At 46.6% G+C, this 20,394-nt stretch carries 12 protein-coding genes; 10 read left to right on the top strand and 2 right to left on the bottom strand.

All coding sequences use genetic code 11. From position 1 onward, the window contains the following. Positions 1–95: 95 nt before the first annotated feature. Positions 96–275, bottom strand: coding sequence for a hypothetical protein (locus QUB08_RS12990; protein ID WP_333225096.1), 180 nt, complete (start codon positions 273–275; stop codon positions 96–98). On the opposite strand from QUB08_RS12990, the gene QUB08_RS12985 reads away from it, so the two are divergent. The 5 genes from QUB08_RS12985 (at position 259) to QUB08_RS12965 (ending at position 5,901) form a co-directional block, all read left to right on the top strand. After that, positions 259–1,392 (top strand): J domain-containing protein, encoded by a 1,134-nt coding sequence (locus QUB08_RS12985; RefSeq protein WP_333225095.1) that lies wholly within the window; start codon positions 259–261, stop codon positions 1,390–1,392. The genes QUB08_RS12990 and QUB08_RS12985 overlap by 17 nt on opposite strands. A gap of 106 nt (positions 1,393–1,498) precedes the next feature. Beyond that, the gene (locus QUB08_RS12980; protein ID WP_333225094.1) at positions 1,499–2,437 is read left to right on the top strand and encodes an Rpn family recombination-promoting nuclease/putative transposase; all 939 of its coding nucleotides are present in this window, start codon (positions 1,499–1,501) and stop codon (positions 2,435–2,437) included. 140 nt (positions 2,438–2,577) lie between these two features. Further along, positions 2,578–5,013, top strand: a complete 2,436-nt coding sequence (locus QUB08_RS12975) for a dynamin family protein (RefSeq protein ID WP_333225093.1) — start codon at positions 2,578–2,580, stop codon at positions 5,011–5,013. 205 nt (positions 5,014–5,218) lie between these two features. Beyond that, on the top strand, positions 5,219–5,659 hold the full coding sequence (locus QUB08_RS12970) for a KGK domain-containing protein (RefSeq protein WP_333225092.1): 441 nt from the start codon (positions 5,219–5,221) through the stop codon (positions 5,657–5,659). Further along, complete coding sequence (locus QUB08_RS12965; protein ID WP_333124564.1) at positions 5,656–5,901, top strand: HNH endonuclease; 246 nt, start codon at positions 5,656–5,658, stop codon at positions 5,899–5,901. Before QUB08_RS12970 ends, QUB08_RS12965 begins: the two co-directional genes overlap by 4 nt. 51 nt (positions 5,902–5,952) lie before the next feature. Here QUB08_RS12965 and QUB08_RS12960 read toward each other — a convergent pair whose 3' ends face one another. Further along, on the bottom strand, positions 5,953–9,765 hold the full coding sequence (locus QUB08_RS12960) for a sugar-binding domain-containing protein (RefSeq protein WP_333225091.1): 3,813 nt from the start codon (positions 9,763–9,765) through the stop codon (positions 5,953–5,955). Positions 9,766–9,994: 229 nt separating this feature from the next. Here QUB08_RS12960 and QUB08_RS12955 point away from each other — a divergent pair, with 229 nt between their 5' ends. The 5 genes from QUB08_RS12955 to QUB08_RS12940 all read left to right on the top strand — a co-directional run bounded on the left by QUB08_RS12955 (position 9,995) and on the right by QUB08_RS12940 (position 20,360). Further along, the gene (locus tag QUB08_RS12955) at positions 9,995–15,112 is read left to right on the top strand and encodes a PAS domain S-box protein (RefSeq protein WP_333225090.1); all 5,118 of its coding nucleotides are present in this window, start codon (positions 9,995–9,997) and stop codon (positions 15,110–15,112) included. A 7-nt stretch (positions 15,113–15,119) separates the two neighbouring features. Continuing rightward, complete coding sequence (locus QUB08_RS12950) at positions 15,120–15,371, top strand: hypothetical protein (RefSeq protein WP_333225089.1); 252 nt, start codon at positions 15,120–15,122, stop codon at positions 15,369–15,371. Between the two features lie 74 nt (positions 15,372–15,445). Next, positions 15,446–15,685, top strand: a complete 240-nt coding sequence (locus tag QUB08_RS32150) for a DUF6888 family protein (RefSeq protein WP_445300915.1) — start codon at positions 15,446–15,448, stop codon at positions 15,683–15,685. Then, entirely contained in the window at positions 15,672–16,157 is a 486-nt protein-coding gene (locus tag QUB08_RS12945; protein WP_333225088.1) for a DUF6887 family protein, read from the top strand. Before QUB08_RS32150 ends, QUB08_RS12945 begins: the two co-directional genes overlap by 14 nt. Positions 16,158–16,229: 72 nt before the next feature. Then, positions 16,230–20,360, top strand: a complete 4,131-nt coding sequence (locus QUB08_RS12940; protein WP_333225087.1) for an ATP-binding protein — start codon at positions 16,230–16,232, stop codon at positions 20,358–20,360. Positions 20,361–20,394: the final 34 nt, after the last annotated feature.

Below are 20,394 nucleotides of genomic sequence, written 5' to 3'. Positions count from 1 at the left end.
TCCTTCTTCCCTCATCCTTCTTCCCTCATCCTTATTCCCTCATCCCTCATCCCTCATCCCTCATCCTTCTTCCCTCTTCCTTCTTCCCTCATCCCTCATCCTTCTTCCCTCATCCTTATTCCCTCTTCCTTCTTCCCTCTTCCTTCTTCCTTCTTCCTTCTTCCTTCTTCCTTCTTCCTTCTTCCTTCTTCCTTCTTCCTTATTCCCTCATCCTTCTTCCTTCTTCCTTCTTCCTTCTTCCTTCTTCCTTCTCTAACTATGCAGAATTTTCGCAATTACTATCTAATTTTGGGAGTGCCCAAAGATGCCACGGCTGATGAGATTAAGAAAGCGTATCGACGGCTAGCTAGACAGTTGCACCCTGACGTAAATCCGGGGGACAAATCGGCTGAAGATAGGTTTAAGGATATTAATGAAGCTTACGATATTCTTTCCGATATTGACAAGCGGGCTCAATACGACCAGTTTAGTAAATTCTGGAAACAAAAAGGATTTCAAGGCAAGCAAGGGGTGCGGCTTCCCAATTTTAAAAGCTGGGGAAACAGTAAATCTACCCGGAAAAAACCCGCCGAAGAGGTCGATTTTAGCGATTACTCTGACTTTAATAAATTTCTGGATCAAGTGCTCGGAAGACGCCGGGAAGTCAGGATGGCGACTGCAAATGATGCACCGCGAGCAGCCTCCTATGAACCGTGGAGTACGGCTTCTAAGAAAACGAGTTATGTAGCTAATTCTAGGGAAGATAGAAGGGATATGGACGATCGCGAAATTCGACGGGATATGGACGATCGCGAAATTCGACGGGATATAGTCGATCGCGAAATTCGACGGGATATGGACGATCGCGAAATGCGACGGGAAACAGTCGATCGCGAAATTAGAAGAGACATTGAGGCTAAGCTGACTTTGCCTTTGGAAAGGGCTTATTCGGGCGGTACCGAGCGAATTCGTCTGGAAGATGGGCGATCAATCGAGGTAAATATGCCTCCTGCTATGGTATCAGGCCAGCGAATTCGCTTGCGAAATCAAGGTATTGGCGGCGGAGATTTATATTTAAAAATCACAGTTTCTCCCCATCCATTTTTTCGATTGGAAATGTCGGATGTTTGCTGCGAATTGCCACTGACTCCCAGCGAAGCGGTGTTGGGTGGAGATGTGGAAGTACCGACGCTGGACGGCCTGGTAAGGATGAAATTGCCACCTGGAGTAACGTCTGGAAAGCGGTTGCGGCTGGCTAACAAGGGCTATCCGACCGGAAATGGCGATCGGGGCGATCAATTGGTAGAAATTCAGGTGTTAATTCCCAAAGAAATTAGTGAAGAGGAACGGGAATTATACGAAAAGTTGCGGCAGGTTGAGTCTTTTAAACCACGTCAGGATTTGTCGGTATAGTTTTTTAGGGTGCGCGATTCGCACCGGAGACCTTGTTGGTATAATGTAATAGGGTGCGCCTCCCGCACCTCAAGCCTTAACTATTACAAATTTACCCATTACCTATATGTTCACATTTATCAATCCTAAGACTGATTTTGCCTTCAAAAAAATCTTCGGTTCTGAAAATAGCAAAGACATTCTCATTAGTTTTTTGAATGCCTTGCTGTATGACAGTCAGCCCACCATCGAAAGTTTACAAATTTTCGATCCTTATTCAGCTCCGCGAATTCGAGGTCTCAAGGAGACTTACTTAGATGTGAAAGCTAAGTTAAATGACGGCACATCAGTAATTATCGAGATGCAGGTTTTGAACGTAGAGGCTTTTGAAAAGCGGATTTTGTACAATGCAGCTAAAGCTTATTCCACGCAATTAGACACAGCAGAACAATATGTACTGTTGAATCCAGTGATTGCCTTGACAATTACTGATTTTGAAATGTTCGAGGATTTCAGTAAAGTAATTTCGCGGTTTGTTCTTAAGGAAAGAGAGTTCTTGAGTGACTATCTGAGTTACGATATTGAATTGGTATTTGTCGAGTTGCCTAAGTTCAAAAAAGGTCTTAACGAGTTAGAAACATTGACCGACAAGTGGCTTTATTTCCTCAAAACAGCTAGAGATTTAAATGCCGTACCTGAAACGATGGAAGCTGTACCAGAAATTAACAAAGCCTTTGCCATAGCAAGTAAAGCTAATTTAAATCGTGATGAGTTAGAGGATTTGGAAAGACAGGAAGTTTATATCCAAGATCGGCGAGGTGCAATCTCTAAAGCAGTGCGAATCGGAACAGAAAAAGGCAGAGAAGAAGGAATCAAAACAGGACAAATAGCACTAATTATTCGCCTGTTAGAACGTCGTGTAGGTGCTGTCACTCCCGAAGTTCAAACTCAAATAGGGGAATTGTCGATCGACCAATTGGAAAACTTAGGAGAAGCCTTGTTAAATTTTAACGACATATCAGATTTAACAGCTTGGCTGCAAACACAAGATTTACCCGCCGAATAGCCGTTAGCGGAGCCCTCGAAGAGGAGCGCACTTTCAGCAATCCTCGATCGCATAAGTAAAATTACTGTTGTGATTCTTCCTGAACTAGCAGAGAATTAATACTAAGGTAATTTTCCCACAATCAGGAGCAGTCTGCCGCGATGACTCAAATGCCCCCTCAATGCAACAATCTGCAAGAGCAAGTTGATTCTTTACTGCAACTGCTGCGTCAGGAATCCTCTTTGCGACAACAAGATATCACGGCGGTACAAGCTTCTCTGAAAAAGGCAATTTCTCCTGAGTTTGAAATTGTGTTTGCTGGCGCTTTCAGTGCGGGAAAATCTATGTTAATTAATGCTTTGCTGGAGCGAGAATTGCTCTACAGTGCAGAGGGACACGCGACAGGTACGGAATGTTATATCGCCTTTGCTGAGCCGGAAAAAGAGCGCGTTGTTCTAACTTTTTTGAGCGAGTTTGAGATTAGCCAGCAAGCTTCTGTGCTTTGCCATCAGTTAGGTTTAACTACTGAACTTAATATTAATCAAACAGATGTAGTGTCGCTGTTGTCTCAGGGATGTAACATAATTATTGAAACGGAAGGTGGCGAAAATAAATCCGAGGTAGCCAAAAAAGCTAAGGCTTTGATGCTGCTGTTAGAAGGTTTTGAGGCAAATCGCGATCGCATCCAAACTCTCGAAAACGCTACCTACTCGATGGAACAGTTTAACTTTTCCAATCTCAAAGAAGCTGCTAGTTATGCCCGTCGCGGTAGCAACAGTGCTGTACTCAAGCGAGTTGAATATTACTGTTATCATCCCTTGCTGGAAGATGGCAATATTATTATCGATACGCCGGGAATTGATGCGCCAGTGCAACGGGATGCAGAATTGACTTATGATAAGATTGAAAGCCCCGATACTTCGGCGGTTGTCTGCGTTTTGAAAGCAGCTTCGTCTGGGGAAATGACGACGGAAGAAACCGAGTTGATGGAAAAAACACGGGGAAATCCAGGAATTCGCGATCGGCTGTTTTACATTTTCAACCGGATCGACGAAACTTGGTACAACACGCAACTGCGACAGCGGTTAGAAAATCTGATTAATTCTGACTTTCGCGATACTGCGAGAGTTTACAAAACTAGCGGATTGTTGGGATTTTACGGCAGTTTGATTAAAAGTACCACAGGGCGCGATCGCTTTGGTTTAAATACAATCTTTGCCACCAGTCAAGAGCGAGTTTCTGGAGATGATAAATTAGATTCAGAATTGCTCGGTTATAGTGAAGAAACTCCGCAATTTATTAGCGAATTTAACCGATACTGTGCGAATTCCGGCAAGTTATCTCCCAGCAAATTTCGCATTTCAGTGAACAGCTACGAAACACCCAATGAAAACTACGTGCGGATTCTGGCAGAGCAAGGACAACCATTAATTGCTCAATTAATTCAAGATAGCGGAATCGAAGATTTTCGCACAGCCATCACCCGTTACCTCACAGAAGAAAAACGCCCGCAACTGTTCAAAAATCTAGCTGACGATTTAGAAGATTTGTGCATTCAACTGCGGAAACATTACCAAACAATTCAGCGCAATTTGGACAGCCAGCCCCGCGAAATTGAAGCAATGAAAGCCCAGGAACTTTTGCGGCTAAATCAAGAATTGCAGCAAGTTGGGGAGGAATTTCGCGAACATATCGCCGCAGAAGTCAATGAAATGATTATGAACAAATGCGATATTTTCGATATTGACTTTCGGCAATTGCAATCTCGGATGATCCGGCGCTTGGATGAATTGTTAGACGGATTTTCTGTTGAGGCGGCTTACGGACGCACTTTGCGGAATCATCCCCGCAATGCGACAGCACCTTTAATTGCTGTTTTAGTTGAAGCACTTTATTATTTAGCGAATCAGTTGGAAGATATTTTAGTAGAGGCTACTAAGTCACTGGTTGATAATTATTTCCAGTATTTAAAAGATAGCGTTCGCAAGTCGGAATACTATCGATTACTTTATCGGTTGTTGGGGAACGACGGGGGAATTGAACAGCAGTTAGAGGAGTTATCAAAGCGGGTTTCTGATGCTTTGGTAAATGCGGCGGGCGTTGAGTGCGATCGCTACGTGCGAGAAAGTCCCCGTTTTTACGACGAAGGCACATTTTCAATTTATCAATTCCGGGAAACATTGCAGCAAACATCTCAAGGTTACGACTGCGAAAACATGGTAGATGCCCAACCGGCAATTCGGCAATTATTGCGGCTGGATTTTGAGCCGAAAGTATCTATAACTATTCGGCAAACTTTCCGCCAAACTGTCAACCAAACCCTGAAAGAGCATTTGTTACCGATGGCCCAAAAGCAAGCTGATGATATTTTGCAGAAATACAGTCAAGCCCGCGATTATTTGGAGCAAACTTTGGCACAGGAGGCGGAGGAAAAGATTGCTAAGAATCTGCGGCTGCAAGCTGAGAACGAGCAGAAGATTCAAGAGTACGATCGGGCAGTTTCTGGGATTAATAGTTGTTTGCAGGCGATGAAGTTGCACGAGCATTTGTTGCCTGTAATTGGACAAAATGATAGCGTTTCGGTGGATGGTGAATGATTGGAAACCAGGCGATTGGAAACCAGGCGATTGGAAATCGCGGCTACACAGACAAAACCCGCCTGCGCGGGTTGAAAACATTCTTAGTCCGCGGAGGCGGACATCGTTTGTATAGCCGCGAATTCTATTCGCCGGGATTATTGCCAAAAGAGAGATACTACTCTAAAATAGTTAGGATGATAGTTTAAAAAACTTAGATATCAATATGGAAGATAAATTTGATTTTCACAACTGCGGTAATGATGATGCTTTATCTTTTGGTAACGCAATGCTTAAAATAGAAACACTCAAGAAAACAGTAAATAAAGTTTTGCCTGAAAATGGGTTAGGAGAGACACTCAATCGTTCGTTAAGCCAACAGAATCTAGATATTGATGTCGGTTTAACTACTGACCAAACACGTTATTTATATGAAAACTGGTTTGGTAAAGGTATAGATTGTGAAATTCTCAGAGTGGGTGCTCAGGGCTGGCAGAAAGGAAAGATTAAGCTCAAACTCAATGTCACTATAGAGTTTTGCCCCGACGAACCCGAAGTCGAAGAAACACCAGAAAACAACGAATCAGAAACTAGCAAACCAGAATCTCCACTTGACGATTTGCGCCGCCAACTTCTCAATCAAGAAAATCAACCGAACAATTCATGACTAAAACCCCCAGAATTCGCATTCCCCCAGAAGTCAGAAAATACGTATTCACCCGCAACAAATACCAGTGCCAAAGCTGCGGCCAAACCAAACTAGAAGCAGAACTGACGATCGATCATATCATCCCCCTAGCGCGCGGCGGCAGCAACGACATCAGCAACTTGCAAACCCTCTGTGGCACCTGCAACCAAAAGAAAACAGACAAACTCGACCCCCGCTTCCGCCGTCACTTTGACCTGTAATATCCTCCATAACATCCGCGTTAATCCGCGTTAATCTGCGGTTAAAAACTTCTACCATCGATAATACCGATAAGGATCGTCCCCATTCTCAAACTCCGTCTTGTAATCCCAGTGATAAAACTCCCGACTCGCACCGTTAAAAATATCTCCATCCGCCTTAAAACTTGCCCCTAAATTAGCCAAAATCTGAGCATTTGCCCGGGTTTGCCGCCAGCGAGTAAAACGCAAATAAGTCTTAGTATCAGCCTTCAAACTGTCCGGTTCAATCTGAGAAAAAATCGCCACACCCTTGCCCACTTTTATCCGACTTAACAAACCGTCAGCACCGATTTCTCCCCCAGACTTAATCAACCAAGTATCATAAAAAGAGCGCGATCGCAAATCTGAAGCACTAACCCCCTTCACCTCATCCCAACTCGGAACCGCCAGCGAACCCCCAAAATCCTGCGCTGGCTGCAAACCCACGCCCAAACCCGCAGCAGGGACTGGACGCGGCAAGAAAAATGCCTTCCCACCAGCATTCAAATAACCGCGCAAATCTGCATCTTTCAGATTCGCTTCTCTCCCCACAATCACCAAACCAACATCATTAGAAAGCGAACTAGCGCGCTGATAAATTACCCCCAAACTGTCCAACTTTTGGGCATCTCCATCTCCCCCTATTAAAACCACTTGATCCGGCTTTCCTAGTACCGGAGAATTCATCCCGTAACTCACAATTTGTTGCACTAACTGCGCCGCCCCAGCATCTACAGAATAATGGTCTTCCAAATCCAACTCGTTTAAAATCAGCCGCCCTTTTCCGTAATCCAATTCCATCAGCGGCGAATAAGCTAAATCAAACTCTGATTCCAAAATTGGGCGCCAACCGCTGCGGTGCGGCTTCTCAATTGAAGCGCTACTGACACCGCCGCGATTTCCCCAACGCCAGCCGTACCAATGTTTATTTGCCGGACTCAAATTAGGACCAGTTTGGATCGTATCTGGATAAGCTTCAACCAGCGTGCTTTCCCCCACCCAATCCCGCAAATCTTCACTGTCTAAACCGCTAATTGCCGGATGGTTGCTGTCAACTGGATAAGCGCGGCGGCTGACGTGACCGGCAACCCGGAAACCCATGTTTTCCAGCCATTCCCGGCGCTGAGGAAACACAATTGCTTTGCCGCCGTTTCGCACAAAATTTTCTAAACTTCCCGGCAAATTTTCCCCGCTAGAAAATGCTTCCCTACCAATAATTAAAAGCGATGAAACTTGCGAACCATTCCACGGTACAAGCTGATGACCTAACTGTTTTAACATTGCCGATGTTTTGCCCGCTGGATCGAAGATTGTCAGCGTATCCTTGCTTTTAGCTTGATTGGCAAAAACGCGGAAAGCAAATGTATCAGAATGCGATCGCTCGCCCACCCGTGCCGTCAAGCGAATTTCGCCGTCAGCCTTGCTAGAAATGGTATTTGGCAATTTTACTTCAATTGGGAAAAACAGCGTTCCTGCCTGCTCAATCATCCCTTTTTGCTCGCCTTTTTTTACTTCTTTGCCCGCCACCAAAACTCGCCAATTAAACGAAAATTCTTGCGCCGTCCGCGTATCGTTAATTAACACTACTTGCTTGGCCAGTTTTCCGCCCACAAACAAATTGTGATCTTTCGCAGTAAAAACCGGGCTAGCACCAGCAATCCAAGCCAAAGTCGAGCTATTATTATTGATAATTGCCTCACCCCCAGGATGAACAGTGTAAGCTTCGGGCTGGTAATAATTCAAAAGATTATTCGAGACTTGCTTCAAATAAACTCCCCGGCGACCCGGTTGAAATGCCCCAATATCCACCTTTTTTCTGCCAGCTTCGGAAAGTTCCCAACCATGTCCGTCATTCCAAGGAATCATTCCCCCAGAGATTCCAAAAGTCCGCCAACTCCGCCAAGTATTTGTACTGAATAACTGCTGTAACTTTTGAAAAGCTGGGGCAAAATCTAACTCTTTTTTAAAATGCCAGCTTTGATACTCCTGACCCTTGACAAATTGCTCCCGAATTTTAGATTTATAAGCGGCAGTTTCCAACTCGTAAGCCTGCTTGCCAAAATAAATTGCCGCAAACTCAGTCATCCAAGGTTCGCTGAGAATCGCCTGACCAAAACCTTTGCGGGCCCGCATCATCGTTGCGTGCAGAGGAGTCCCAAACTCGACTGCCATGTAGGGTCTTTCCCCGGTTTTAGTCCACTCAGAAATCCACTCTTCCCGTTCTTGCAAGGGAATCATATTTAAATAAGAATTCAGCGCATAAACATCGCCGAAGTTTGCGCCTTGGTGTATCATCACAGGTCTGGTTGGGTCTGCCGATTTAATCGCAGCTAAAGCGTCATTTCCTAGGGGAGTGTTAGCCCGCAAACGCTGGTTTTCGGAGGGACTGAGAGTTCCTTCTACTTTGCTTTTGCCGATGCGACGGGGATTTAGGTCGTCACCGTTGCCGAAAAAATTAGGACTTGTCGCCCACATTAATACTGATGGATGATTGCGGTAGCGGCGCATTTCAGTCACCATTCGGGCTTTCCAGCGGTCTTTCCACTGGGGGTTCTTCCAATTGCTTTTCAAAGCGACAGAACCAATGTCTAAAGCGGGAGCCATAATTGGAAAACCTTTGAGGTCTGCTCTTTCGGCAAATAACTCTCGGAAGTGCCATTTACCCCGTTCGTCGTGATTCCAAGGCCACATTTCTGTTATGTTAAAACCGGCCTTGACGTAGCCATCAATTAGCCTGTCCGAGACTTCTAATATCCCGCCTTGCCAAGAATCGGAGTGCAAGTTTGGTCGCAGCCGAAATTCAGTTCCATTTAAGAAAAATTTGCGCCCTTCTATCCAAAATTCGCGGAATCCAAAAGGTTGGTTGTATTGCGTGTCTATGCCGCTGCCTTTTACTTCTAATTGCAGGGTGTAAAGGTTGGGTTGCCCGACATCCCAAAGACGGGGATTTGGCCAATTCCACTGAACTTGTACGGTTTGAATGGGTTTAGCTTGAACCTTGGCATTTGCGGTGAATTTTTGTTGTACTTTGCCTTTTTCGTCGAGCATTTTCGCGATTAATTCAACTTGACCGTTTTGGGCAACGTCTTTGAGTTCTACATCTAATTTAACTTGCTTTTTTCGGGTGGAAGTTTGGACGAAAACATCGCTAATTAGCGGGCCTGGGGGAACGCTTAGAAGCCGCACTTCGCCGATGATTCCCCGCGATTGCAACTGGGATTTTTCTGTGTAGATTTCTGTGGGGCCCATGATGACGGCTTTTTCCTTTTCGTCGGATACTGCCAGGACTAAAATAGATAGGGTGTTTTGACCTAGGTTGGCTGCTTTGGTAATTTCAATAGTGCCGTAGGGCCATGAGATTTGACCGCAGTTAATGCCGTTGACAAAGATGACTGCATCGGTGCTGACTCTGGCTAAGTCGAGAAAAATTCGGCGGTTTGTCCAGTTGCCGGGAATGTCTATATTTCTCTGATACCAAGCTTTTGATAGTTGTTTGCTGTTGAAGTTTTCCCAATCTTGGTCGGTGCCGCGAGTGATGATTCCGGGTACGGATTGGTTGTTTTCTTTTTGCCAGTCTCCGGGCACCTGGATGGAGCCCCAACTTGGGGAGACGGGGGGGTTTTGGGGGTTGCCAACTGCGGGGACAAATTGCCAAGTTCCGTTGAGATAAATTTGGGATCGTTTGTTGTCGATCGCGCCTACAGTCGCGATGGTAAGATTGGGGAAGCCGATCGATATCGCTGAGCTGCTGGCGAAGTTGGGATTTTGCAGCGCGTAACCGACGAATCCAAAGAGGATGGCGGCTGCGAAAAATAATCCGATAATTTTGGCCAGCTTGTGATTCACTCGCTTATTTCTCCCAGAAATTAGATAATCTAATTTGTCTCTTGATCTATGATAGCAGTTGCTTCAGCAGCAATCCCGCAGCCAATCTGTCTCTAGGAAGATGGCACAGGGCAGACAAATGTGGTTCTGTATAGAAAAAATAAATACTTAGTTTGAAGTTAGTTTTCACACGGTTGTTTCATCGACATCAGCAATAGTGCGATCGCGCCATCGCTACAGGTCAACAAAAATGACTCGGTTTCAGGTCTTGCCCTTACCCCTTAAATCTTACAGCATTGCTACATTTAGCGCCGGCACGGCTTTACTGCTGACAACTCTGTTACTGTTTTCCTTCCAGGCCGCTCCTGCAATCTTACTTTTAGTCGCTGCCGTTATCGCTTGGTATGCTGGCTTAAAGTCCGCAGAACAAGAACTAGAAATAGAACGTAATATTATTTCAAAAGTAATTGACACGACAGCTTGCTTGATAGTAGTTCTCGACAGCCAAGGACGGATTGTCCGCTTTAACCAAGCTTGCGAAAAAACTACCGGCTACTCGACAGCAGAAGTTATCCATAAATATGTTTGGGATTTGTTCTTAATCCCCGAAGAAATAGAACCGGTTAAAACAGTTTTTACCCAGCTAAAAGTCGAACATTTTAACAGCGAATATCAAAACTATTGGCGCAGTAAAAACGGATCGAAACGCTTAATTTCTTGGTCGAATACTGTGACGACCGACAACGAGGGTTCGGTAGAATATGTGATAGGAACTGGCATTGATATTACTGACCGCCAGGAAGCAGAAATAGCCCTGGGTTTATCCTACACTAACCTAGAAAGCCGCGTCAAACAACGCACAGCAGAACTAACAGTAGCGAAAGAAGCGCTGCAAGCTCAAGAAGAACGATTTCGCTGTTTAAGTTCCTGTTCGCCTGTCGGCATTTTCATGGCAAATTTTGAGGGGCGCTACACCTATGCAAACCCACGCTGTCAGGCTATTTTCGGCTTAAGTTTGACAGAAATTTTAGGAAACGGTTGGGAGAATTGCATTCACCCGGAAGACAGCGATCGCGTATTGAGCCGATGGCTGGATTATACTCGGCAAGGTGGGGAATATGCGATCGAGTATCGCCTGCAAACACCACAGGGAATTGTCCGCTGGATTAACGTTTGTTCCTCGCCGATGTTCTCGGACTCCGGCGAACTCATCGGACACGTGGGCACGGTGAGAGATGTCACGGAAAGACAACAAGCGCAAGCAGCTTTGGCAAACAGCGAACAGCAACTGAGAACGCTGCTAGAAAATACGCCAGATATTATTATCCGTACTGACAAAGAACTGCGTTCTATGTATGTCAATCAAGCAGTTGAAAGAAGCCAAGGAAAACCGATTTCATTCTTCCTGGGTAAAACTATTCAAGAAATAGGAATGCCGCCGGAACTGTGCCAGATATGGGATGAAACCCTGCAAAAAGTGTTAGAAACAGGTCAAGAAGAAATTGTCGAATTTCAGGCTTTATCAATCAACGGCCTCCGAAATTATCAATCCCGCGTAGTTCCCGAATTTGACAAAAATGGCATACCAGAATCAGCCTTAATTGTCGCCCGCGATATTACAGAAATAAAACTTGCGGAAACTCAAAGATTGCAGTTAACAATCGAGCAAACAGCGAGGGAAAAAGCGGAAGTTGAACAGCAGCGCTCGGCATTTTTAGCAGAAGTCAGCAAAATGCTCGCTGCTGCGTTTGATGGGGAAACGGCGCTGCAAAAGGTAGCAGAATTAGCAATAAATTCGATCGCGGACGGGTGCTGCATTCATTTGACCGAAACCGACTCAAAAGTGCGCCGAGTCGCTGCTGCTCACGCAGAACCCTCTATAGTTGATAGTCTGAATAACTTGAGACTCCGCAGTCTGATCGCCGACAATGCTGTTAACGGCTATCCGCTGGTAATCCGCAGCGGAAAATCCGAATTAATTGCCGAAGTGGATGAGGAGATTTTAGCAGCAGGAGCCGAAAATGCAGCAGAATTGGAAAAATTGCGATCGCTCAATATCGGATCTCACGCTTGCGTACCACTGAGGGCTCGCGGGCGTGTAATGGGTTCCATCACTTGCTTTACCTCAAAGTTGGGCCGCCGCTACAGTGCAGAAGACATGGCAATGCTAGAAGATTTAGCATACCGCGTGGCGATCGCCCTCGACAACGCCAGACTTTACACAGAAGCGCAGCAAGCACTATCTCAAACATCGCAATCCTTTGCCTTAATTGACGCGCTGTTAGAAGCATCTCCCCTAGCGATTTGCTTTCTGGATAGCGAAATGCGCTTCATCCGTATCAATCAAGTATTAGCAGAACTCAACGGTTTGCCGATAGAACAGCATCTCGGCCAAGACTTCCGGCAATTGTTGCCAAAACATGCAGCCAAATTTGCGCCGATAATTCAGCAAGTTTTAGAAACCGGTCAGCCTGTTTTAAACTTAGAAATGAGCGGCGAACCTGATGGGAAACCGGGATATTTCGGTTACTGGCTAGCCAACTACTATCCAGTGAAAAATGAAAGAGAAGAAATAATGGGAGTCGGGCTAATTATCACAGATATTACCGCAGCCAAACAAACAGAATTAGCTCTGCGGGAAAGCGAAATGCGCTTCCGCAGCGTGGTAGAATCTAACATGATCGGCATCGGTTTCTGGGATGCCAGCGGCCAAGTTACTGACGCTAACGACGCCTTGCTGGAAATGATCGGATATACGAGGGAAGACTTAGTTTCGGGACAGATCCGCTGGCTCGAACTCACCGCGCCGGAATATGGAGAACTCGATCGCATCGCCCTCGCGCAAGTCGAAGCAGAAGGAAGTTGCACACCTTTTGAAAAAGAATATGTCCGCAAAGACGGCACCCGGTTCCCAGTTTTAGTCGGCGGCGGAAACTTCCAAGGATGCCAAGACAAAGGAGCATTCTTCGTACTAGATATCACCGATCGCAAACAAGCCCAAAATCAACTTCGAGAAAACGAAATACGCATTCGCCGCCAACTAGCAGAACTCGACTTAGTTTACAACACCACACCAGTCGGGCTGTGCTTTGTCGATACCAATTTGCGCTACATCCGCATCAACGAATGCCTCGCTGCGATCAACGGCAGATCGATCGCAGATCACATCGGGCGCACCGTTAGAGAAGTGATTCCCGAATGGGCTGATATGGTAGAGCGGATTTACCGCCAAGTGCTGGCGACGCAAACCCCCGTACTCGACTTGGAAGTTAAGGCCAAAACCAAGCAACAGCCTGGAGTTTTGCGGGATTGGCAAATCAGCTTTTACCCAGTGAGCGATGAATCAGGAACACTGCTGGGAGTCAGCACCGTGATTGCCGAAATCACCGATCGCAAACAAGCAAAACGGGTAATGCAGCAAAGCGAATCTTTATTCCGGCGGCTGTTAGATTCCAATATTTTTGGAGTCGCGATCGGCGATTTTAGCGGCCGCATCGCCTACGCCAACCAATCCCTGCTCAACATGGTCGGCTATACCCGCTCAGACTTGCTCTCCGGTCAAATGCGGTGGGACATCATGACCCCCCCCGAATACCTGCACCTCGACGCCGTGGCAGCCCAAGAACTGCGGGCTAAGGGAGTCGCAACTCCTTTCAAGAAAGAGTACATCCGCAAAGATGGCAGCCGCGTGCCGATTCTGATGGGCGGGACAACCCTGTGCCCGGACGATCGCGAACCAGAGACGATCGTCGCATTCTACATCGACTTGACCGAGATCGCGCGGGTGGAAGCAGAACTCAAACACAATCAAGAACGGCTGCAAATCGCTCAGCAAGCAGGAAAAATCGGAACTTTTGAATTGAACGTCCAAACCAATGAGATCGCGGGGACGCCTGAATTAGAGGCTTTGTACGGGCTGCCTGCAGGCGGTTTAGACAGCTATCAAAGTTGGGTGGAAATGGTGCATCCAGACGATCGCACTGTTACCGAACAACAGGTGCAAGCTGCAGGAGCGTCCGGGGAGGAATTAAACATAGAGTTCCGCATCTGCCGCGCGGACAAAAGCGTGGGCTGGATTGCTTGCAGGGCTAAGGTATTTCAGGACGATCGCGGTTTGCCTGTGCGGATGATCGGGGTGAACGTCGATATCACCGATCGCAAACAAGCAGAAGCAGCGCGATCGCACCTCCATCAAACTTTAGAAGCCTTGATTCAGGCTTGTCCCCTAGCAATTACTGTTTTGGACTGCGACGACGGCACTGTCAAAATGTGGAACCCAGCCGCCGAGAGGATTTTTGGCTGGCATGAATCAGAGGCGGTAGGTCAATTTGTGCCCAGCGTTCCCGCAGACAAGCGGGAGGAATTCACGGCTAATTTGAAAGGAATTCGCGAAGGAAACGCGATCGCCGGCATGGAAACCCAGCGCCAAAGGAAAGACGGCAGCTTGATCGACATCAGTTTGTGGGCAACTCCAGTCCGCGATAGCAACGGCAATATCAACTGTATGTCGATCATCGCCGACATCAGCGATCGCAAGCAAGTCGAGGCCGGGCGCGCTCAGTTGCTCGAGCGCGAACAGGCCGCGCGGGCGGAAGCAGAAGCTATCAGCCGCCGGAAAGACGAGTTTCTAGACTCTCTTTCCCACGAATTGCGAACGCCTTTAAATGTGATTCATGGGTGGGCACAGATTCTGCGCGCCCACCCCTACAACGAAGATAAATTAGCTTCGGGTTTGGAAGCCATTGAGCGTCAGTCGAAGGTGCAGATGCAGCTAGTGGAAGATTTGCTCGACGTTTCCAGGATTATTCAAGGCAAGCTGGCCCTGAAACCAGGCTGGTTCTACATGGTAAGGACGATCGAGGAGGCTCATAATTCAGTTCGTTCGGCAGCCGAGGCCAAGTCTGTCACCGTTTCGTTAGAACTTGACCCCGCAGTCAGCTTGATGTGGGGCGACGCCCAGAGGTTGCAGCAGGTAGTGTGGAATTTGCTGACTAACGCTGTGAAGTTTACGCATTCGGGGGGAAATGTGCAAGTGCGCTTGTCTGCGGTGGCTGTTAGCGATTCCTCATCACCCAATTACGTGCAAATTATTGTCAGCGATACCGGAAAGGGCATTCCTGCTGAGTTTCTGCCCTACGTCTTCGACCGCTTCCGACAAGCAGACGCCTCGAAAACTAAGGCTGACAGCGGTTTGGGACTGGGATTGGCGATCGTCGAGCACTTGGTGCAACTCCACGGGGGTACTGTGACGGCAGAAAGCCCCGGTAAAGACCAGGGTGCGACATTTACGGTGACACTGCCACTCAAACAGCCTCGGAGTAAGAAGGGGCAGTTGAGAGGAGTCGCCACCGGATATTTTAGTCAGTGAGCTCGGTATGACCGTTGAGGACGGCTACTCGCTGATCCGCAAAGTGCGATCGTCCGAATCCGACAACATCAAGCGCTTGCCGGCCGTGGCGCTGACAGCTTATGCTAGCGAAGAAGAGCGCGATCGGGCGATCGCCACTGGTTACGACGAACACGTGAACAAAGCCGATCGAACCCGCTCTCTTCGCCAGCGTTTTAGCCAAGTTAACAAATTTGCATTAGGGCGATCGGGCATTACTGCAAACTCTGACCAAAAGTAATTTAATCCGGCGCCACCGGATTTATCAGGGGTCAATTCTTCACTCTAAAATCTAAAATCTAAAATCTAAAATCGATTGACTGCTGTATACTAAAAAACAAAGAGTGGGAGAGTGAAGGAGCAAAGATTATTCCTACAGCAGCGCAGTTACTCAAATGCTTTGTAGTTTGCTACGAGTTAACAAATATGTATCAGCCTATCTACATAGTGCGGCTCGATGAACGCACAAATAACGTCTACATTTTGGCTGGTGAAACTATCGAAATAGAGATTTATCCTAACGGGCAATGGAGATACTCTGATGAACAGACCTAATTTTCAAACTATGAGCAGAAAGGAATTGCGAGCTTACGTACTTGCTCACCGAGAAGATAATGAGGCTTTCTATGCTTTTGTCGATCGGCTGCATGAATCTGTAGCCGTAACAGAGGCAGCAGTTGTTAAATGGTTGCACTTCCAGCACCCGAATCAAACTATTAATAAACTTCCCGAAAGCTGCTCTAGCTTGAGTTTGACCGATTCCGAGGGAAATAAAACAGAAGTTAAAATTCAAAATATGGGCAGTTCTCTGCCAACCAATAAGCCATTTATAGAGCTTTTAATTAACGACACGATCGCCGAGAGACAAAAAGAAATTAGAAAAGTTATCACAGTTTTTGTAAGTAAAAATGAATCAAATGCCAAACAGCTAGAAACAGAACTGACAGAAGCAAATTTTGACAGCAGGGCCCAATCTTCGCTGGTAGTTGGCTATATTGAACCCGGAGGAACATTTCAGAGCCTGTAGGGCGCGCCAATTGGAGGGAAAGGCACGCTACAGCAGTTAAAATAGGATTATCAGCGCAATTGGTTCACATCCATGCCCATTTATCCCCTCAACCGCCCAGTCGCCAAACTTTTCAGCAAGCTTCCCCTGCGAGGGGTTCTGATTGTTCCCTTTGTTTTGCAAACGGTAAGTGTAGTTGGGCTAGTGGGCTTTCTTTCTTTCAAAAGTAGTCAGGAATCAGTCGAGGATGTAGCGCATCAGCTAATCGAACAAGTAGGAGAACGTACCCGCGATCGCCTCACCGATAATAATGGGCCCTCGGCAATCAATACCTTTCTGGCTAGGCTGCAATTCTCGGCTTCAGGACAAACTTTTATTATGGATCGATCGGGCAATCTGATTGCCACATCCACACTAGAAACACCCTTGGTGACGCCAACAAAAAAGCAACCGACGCCATTGCTAGCCACCAGCAGCAAGGATGCCCGAACGCGAGATATTGCTCGACAACTCACCAACGGATTTGGCAACTTCCGCACGCTGCAAACAACCCAGCGATTTACCTTGGCGAACAAGGGCGATAGGCAGTTTGTCCGTGTCACTCCCTATCGAGATTTCCGGGGCTTGGATTGGTTGATTGTGGTGGTGGTGCCAGAGTCTGATTTCATGGCTCGCATTCAAGCAAATACGCGCAATACATTGTGGTTATTAACCGGTACACTGCCGCTGGCGATCGCGATCGGATTGTTGACTTCCCGTTGGGTAACAAAGCCAATTATGCGCTTGAATACCGCCGCCAAAAAAGTTGCAAAAGGCGAATGGGATCAACCTTTAGAAATTAGACGCTTCGATGAAGTCGGAGAACTCGCCAATTCCTTCAATTTTATGGCAGCGCAACTGCAACAGGCTTTTGCAGACCAAAAATCTTTAAATGAAGCTTTAGCGCAGAGCGAGAGCCAACTCAAGCAATTTATCGAAGCCATACCTGCAGGAGTATCTATCCACGATGCCTCCGGTAAAGTCGTTTACTTCAACCAAACTGCCAAGCATTGGCTCGGCGTAGAAACTATCCCCGATTCGAATTTAGAAGAAGCAGTAGAAGTTTATCAAATCTACCGTCAAAACCAGCCGTATCCAACGGAAGAACTGCCCGCATTCCGAGCACTGCGCGGTGAAACAGTATTCCTTGAAGATGTAGAACTTCATCGAGATGGGAAATTTATTCCTTTTGAGGTGCGCGCCACACCAATTTTTGACGAAGGCGGAAATATTATTTATGCCATCAATGCTTTTTATAACATCGCACAGCGCAAACAATGGGAAAAAATATTAACTGACTACAATCACACTTTAGAAGCCGAAGTGGTCGAACGTACCGGCGCCTTAGCTCGTGCTAACGAATTATTACAATATGAAATTGCCGAGCGCAAATTGCTCGAACAAAAACTTTACACTTCTACTGAGCAAGTAGTGAAAATATTTGAGTCGATTACAGATATTGTATTGATTTTTGACTATGAAGAAAAAACCATCCAAATTATACCCACTAAGGGAATTTTTCAATACAACTATCAGACGAATCAGCTCGACTCCCTCATAGAACAATTTTTTCAGGAGGAAAGCGAGGAGATTTATTTCGCTCAAGTTAAACAGGCATTGGAAACCAAACAAACTATTAGTTTTGATTACAGTCTCCCGATTAATAACCAAGAAGTTTGGTTTGCTGCTAAAATTTCGCCACTTTCCGATAGCTCCGCTGTTTGGGTAGCGCGCGACATTAGCGATCGCCAGTTGGCGGAATCCCGACTGCTGGAAGCCCAAAAAATTGCCCGTATTGGCAGTTGGGAATACGATATTGCCACAGCAACAACCACTTGGAGTGAAGAACTCTATCGCATTTATGAGCTCGATCCGACTCAAAAACCGCTGCCAAACGAACAATTAATCGAGCGTTTTCATCCAGAAGATCGATCGCGCTATCTGGCAATGGTGCGCGATCAAGCTATGTCGGGGCAAAGCTTTGAAATCGATCTGCGGCTGCTCCGAAGAGATGGCTCCCTCAGTTACATTGAAGTCCGAGGGAAACCTGTTTATGATGAAAAAGGGCAGTTGCTCCGTTTGTTCGGCACTGTTTTGGATATTAGCGAGCGCAAACAAGCCGAGTCAGCTTTGCGAGAAAGCGCCCAGGGAGAACAAGCCATCGCCCGATCGATCGATCGCATCCGCCAATCCTTAGATATTGACACAATATTCAAAACCACAACCTCTGAACTGCGACAAACCCTAAAATGCGATCGAGTCGGTATCTATCGCTTTAATCCTGATTGGAGCGGGGAATTTGTTGCCGAGTCAATGGCTCCGGGCTGGATATCTCTGATGCAACAACCCGACAATTGTAATGTGCCAAACACTCTCGTCGAAGACTCTCGCTGTACCGTCAAAACTATGCAAGCCTCCGGTGAACCAGTGCAGGATACCTATCTACACAGAAATCAAGGTGGTATGTATGCTAGAGGCGTTCCTTACCGCATAATTGAAGACATATACAGCGCTGGCTTGAGTCCTTGCTACCTGCAACTTTTAGAGCAATTTCAAGCTAGAGCCTACGTTATTTTCCCCATATTTTGCGGCAGTCAACTTTGGGGTTTGCTCGCCAGCTATCAAAATTCTGCACCCCGCACTTGGCGCGAAGCAGAAATCAATATTGGGCTGCAAATTAGCACTCAACTGGGAGTCGCCTTACAACAAGCTCAATTGCTCGAAGCGACTCAAAAGCAAGCAGTACAGCTCCAACAAGCCGCCGGGGCCGCAGAAGCCGCCAACCTTGCCAAAAGCACTTTCCTGGCAAATATGAGCCACGAACTCCGCACCCCGCTAAACGCAATTCTGGGATTCTCCCAATTGATGCAGCGCTCTACCAACCTCACTCGCGAACAACAGGAAAATATCCGTATCATCAACCGCAGCGGAGAACACTTGCTAGCTCTGATCAATCAAATATTAGATTTAGCCAAAATAGAGGCGGGACGCATTACAATCAACCCAACAAAATTTCAATTAAGCAGCCTGCTGAACGAGGTGGAAGAGATGTTTCAACTCCAGGCACGGGAGCAACAATTGCAGTTAATATTTGACTGCTCTAGCGAAACTCCCGAATACGTGCAAACCGATCAACTTAAGTTGCGCCAAGTTTTGATTAATCTGCTTTCTAACGCCATTAAATTTACGAAACAAGGAGTAATTAGGTTAAGAGTAAGTGCATTTATAGACCGTAAAAATCAGCAATTACCCATCAGTAATTACCAATTACATTTTGAAATAGAAGACACGGGTGCCGGCATAGCTGCTGATGAGTTAGATAAGCTTTTTCAAGCCTTTGTGCAAACCAAAACAGGAACAAAATCTCAGCAAGGAACAGGCTTGGGGCTGGCTATCAGCCAACAGTTTATCAAGCTGATGGGCAGCATCATTACTGTACGCAGTGAAGTAGGACGCGGCACCACCTTCGCGTTTGATATCCCCGTCACCGCCGTTGATGCCCCCCCGACTCAACCCGTACAGCCACCGCGTCGGGTGATAGCGCTGGAACGCAACCAGCCACGCTATCGTATTTTGATTGTGGACGATCGATCGGACAACCGCCAACTGCTGATCAAACTCCTCGCTGGCTTTAACTTTGAACTCGAAGAAGCCAGCAATGGCATGGAAGCTATTGAAATGTGGTCGAGTTTTGAGCCACACTTAATTTTTATGGATATGTGGATGCCCGTGATGGATGGACATGAAGCAACCAAACGCATTAAAGCCACCGTTAAAGGTCAAGCTACGGCAATTATTGCCGTGAGTGCCGGTAACGCGGAAGAAGCGAAAACCGTTACTGTATCAGATGATTGCGATGACTTTATCCACAAACCCTTTCGAGATACAGAAATTTTTGCCACCCTGCACAAACATCTGGGAGTGCGTTACATTTACGGTGAACCGGAGAGTGTTCCCGATTCAACTCAAATCGAGGCTCCGACTCCAGAGACTCTTGCAGCTTTACCCGCAGATTGGCTGGCAGCTTTAGAGAAAGCCACAATTGAGTGCGATTTAGAGTTAATTCTGATCCAAATTGAGCAAATTCGCGATCGCAATGACGCTTTAGCTAGCGCCCTAGCCGCATTGGCTAACGAGTTTCATTTCAATCAAATACTAGCTCTCATCCATCCCGAAACGAAATAGAAATGATATTATACCCGGTTCGTAGTGAGTATGA

Origin of the sequence: Microcoleus sp. BR0-C5, assembly GCF_036705045.1 — a bacterium.
Classification (GTDB): domain Bacteria; phylum Cyanobacteriota; class Cyanobacteriia; order Cyanobacteriales; family Microcoleaceae; genus Microcoleus.
Note: the sequence above shows the minus strand (reverse complement) of the source record. Positions and strands in the feature narration are given on the sequence as shown.

Coding starts and splice junctions, on each gene's coding strand:
- QUB08_RS12985 (WP_333225095.1), top strand. CDS start 259: ATGCAGAATTTTCGCAATTACTATCTAATTTTGGGAGTGCCCAAAGAT.
- QUB08_RS12980 (WP_333225094.1), top strand. CDS start 1,499: ATGTTCACATTTATCAATCCTAAGACTGATTTTGCCTTCAAAAAAATC.
- QUB08_RS12975 (WP_333225093.1), top strand. CDS start 2,578: ATGACTCAAATGCCCCCTCAATGCAACAATCTGCAAGAGCAAGTTGAT.
- QUB08_RS12970 (WP_333225092.1), top strand. CDS start 5,219: ATGGAAGATAAATTTGATTTTCACAACTGCGGTAATGATGATGCTTTA.
- QUB08_RS12965 (WP_333124564.1), top strand. CDS start 5,656: ATGACTAAAACCCCCAGAATTCGCATTCCCCCAGAAGTCAGAAAATAC.
- QUB08_RS12955 (WP_333225090.1), top strand. CDS start 9,995: ATGACTCGGTTTCAGGTCTTGCCCTTACCCCTTAAATCTTACAGCATT.
- QUB08_RS12950 (WP_333225089.1), top strand. CDS start 15,120: ATGACCGTTGAGGACGGCTACTCGCTGATCCGCAAAGTGCGATCGTCC.
- QUB08_RS12945 (WP_333225088.1), top strand. CDS start 15,672: ATGAACAGACCTAATTTTCAAACTATGAGCAGAAAGGAATTGCGAGCT.
- QUB08_RS12940 (WP_333225087.1), top strand. CDS start 16,230: ATGCCCATTTATCCCCTCAACCGCCCAGTCGCCAAACTTTTCAGCAAG.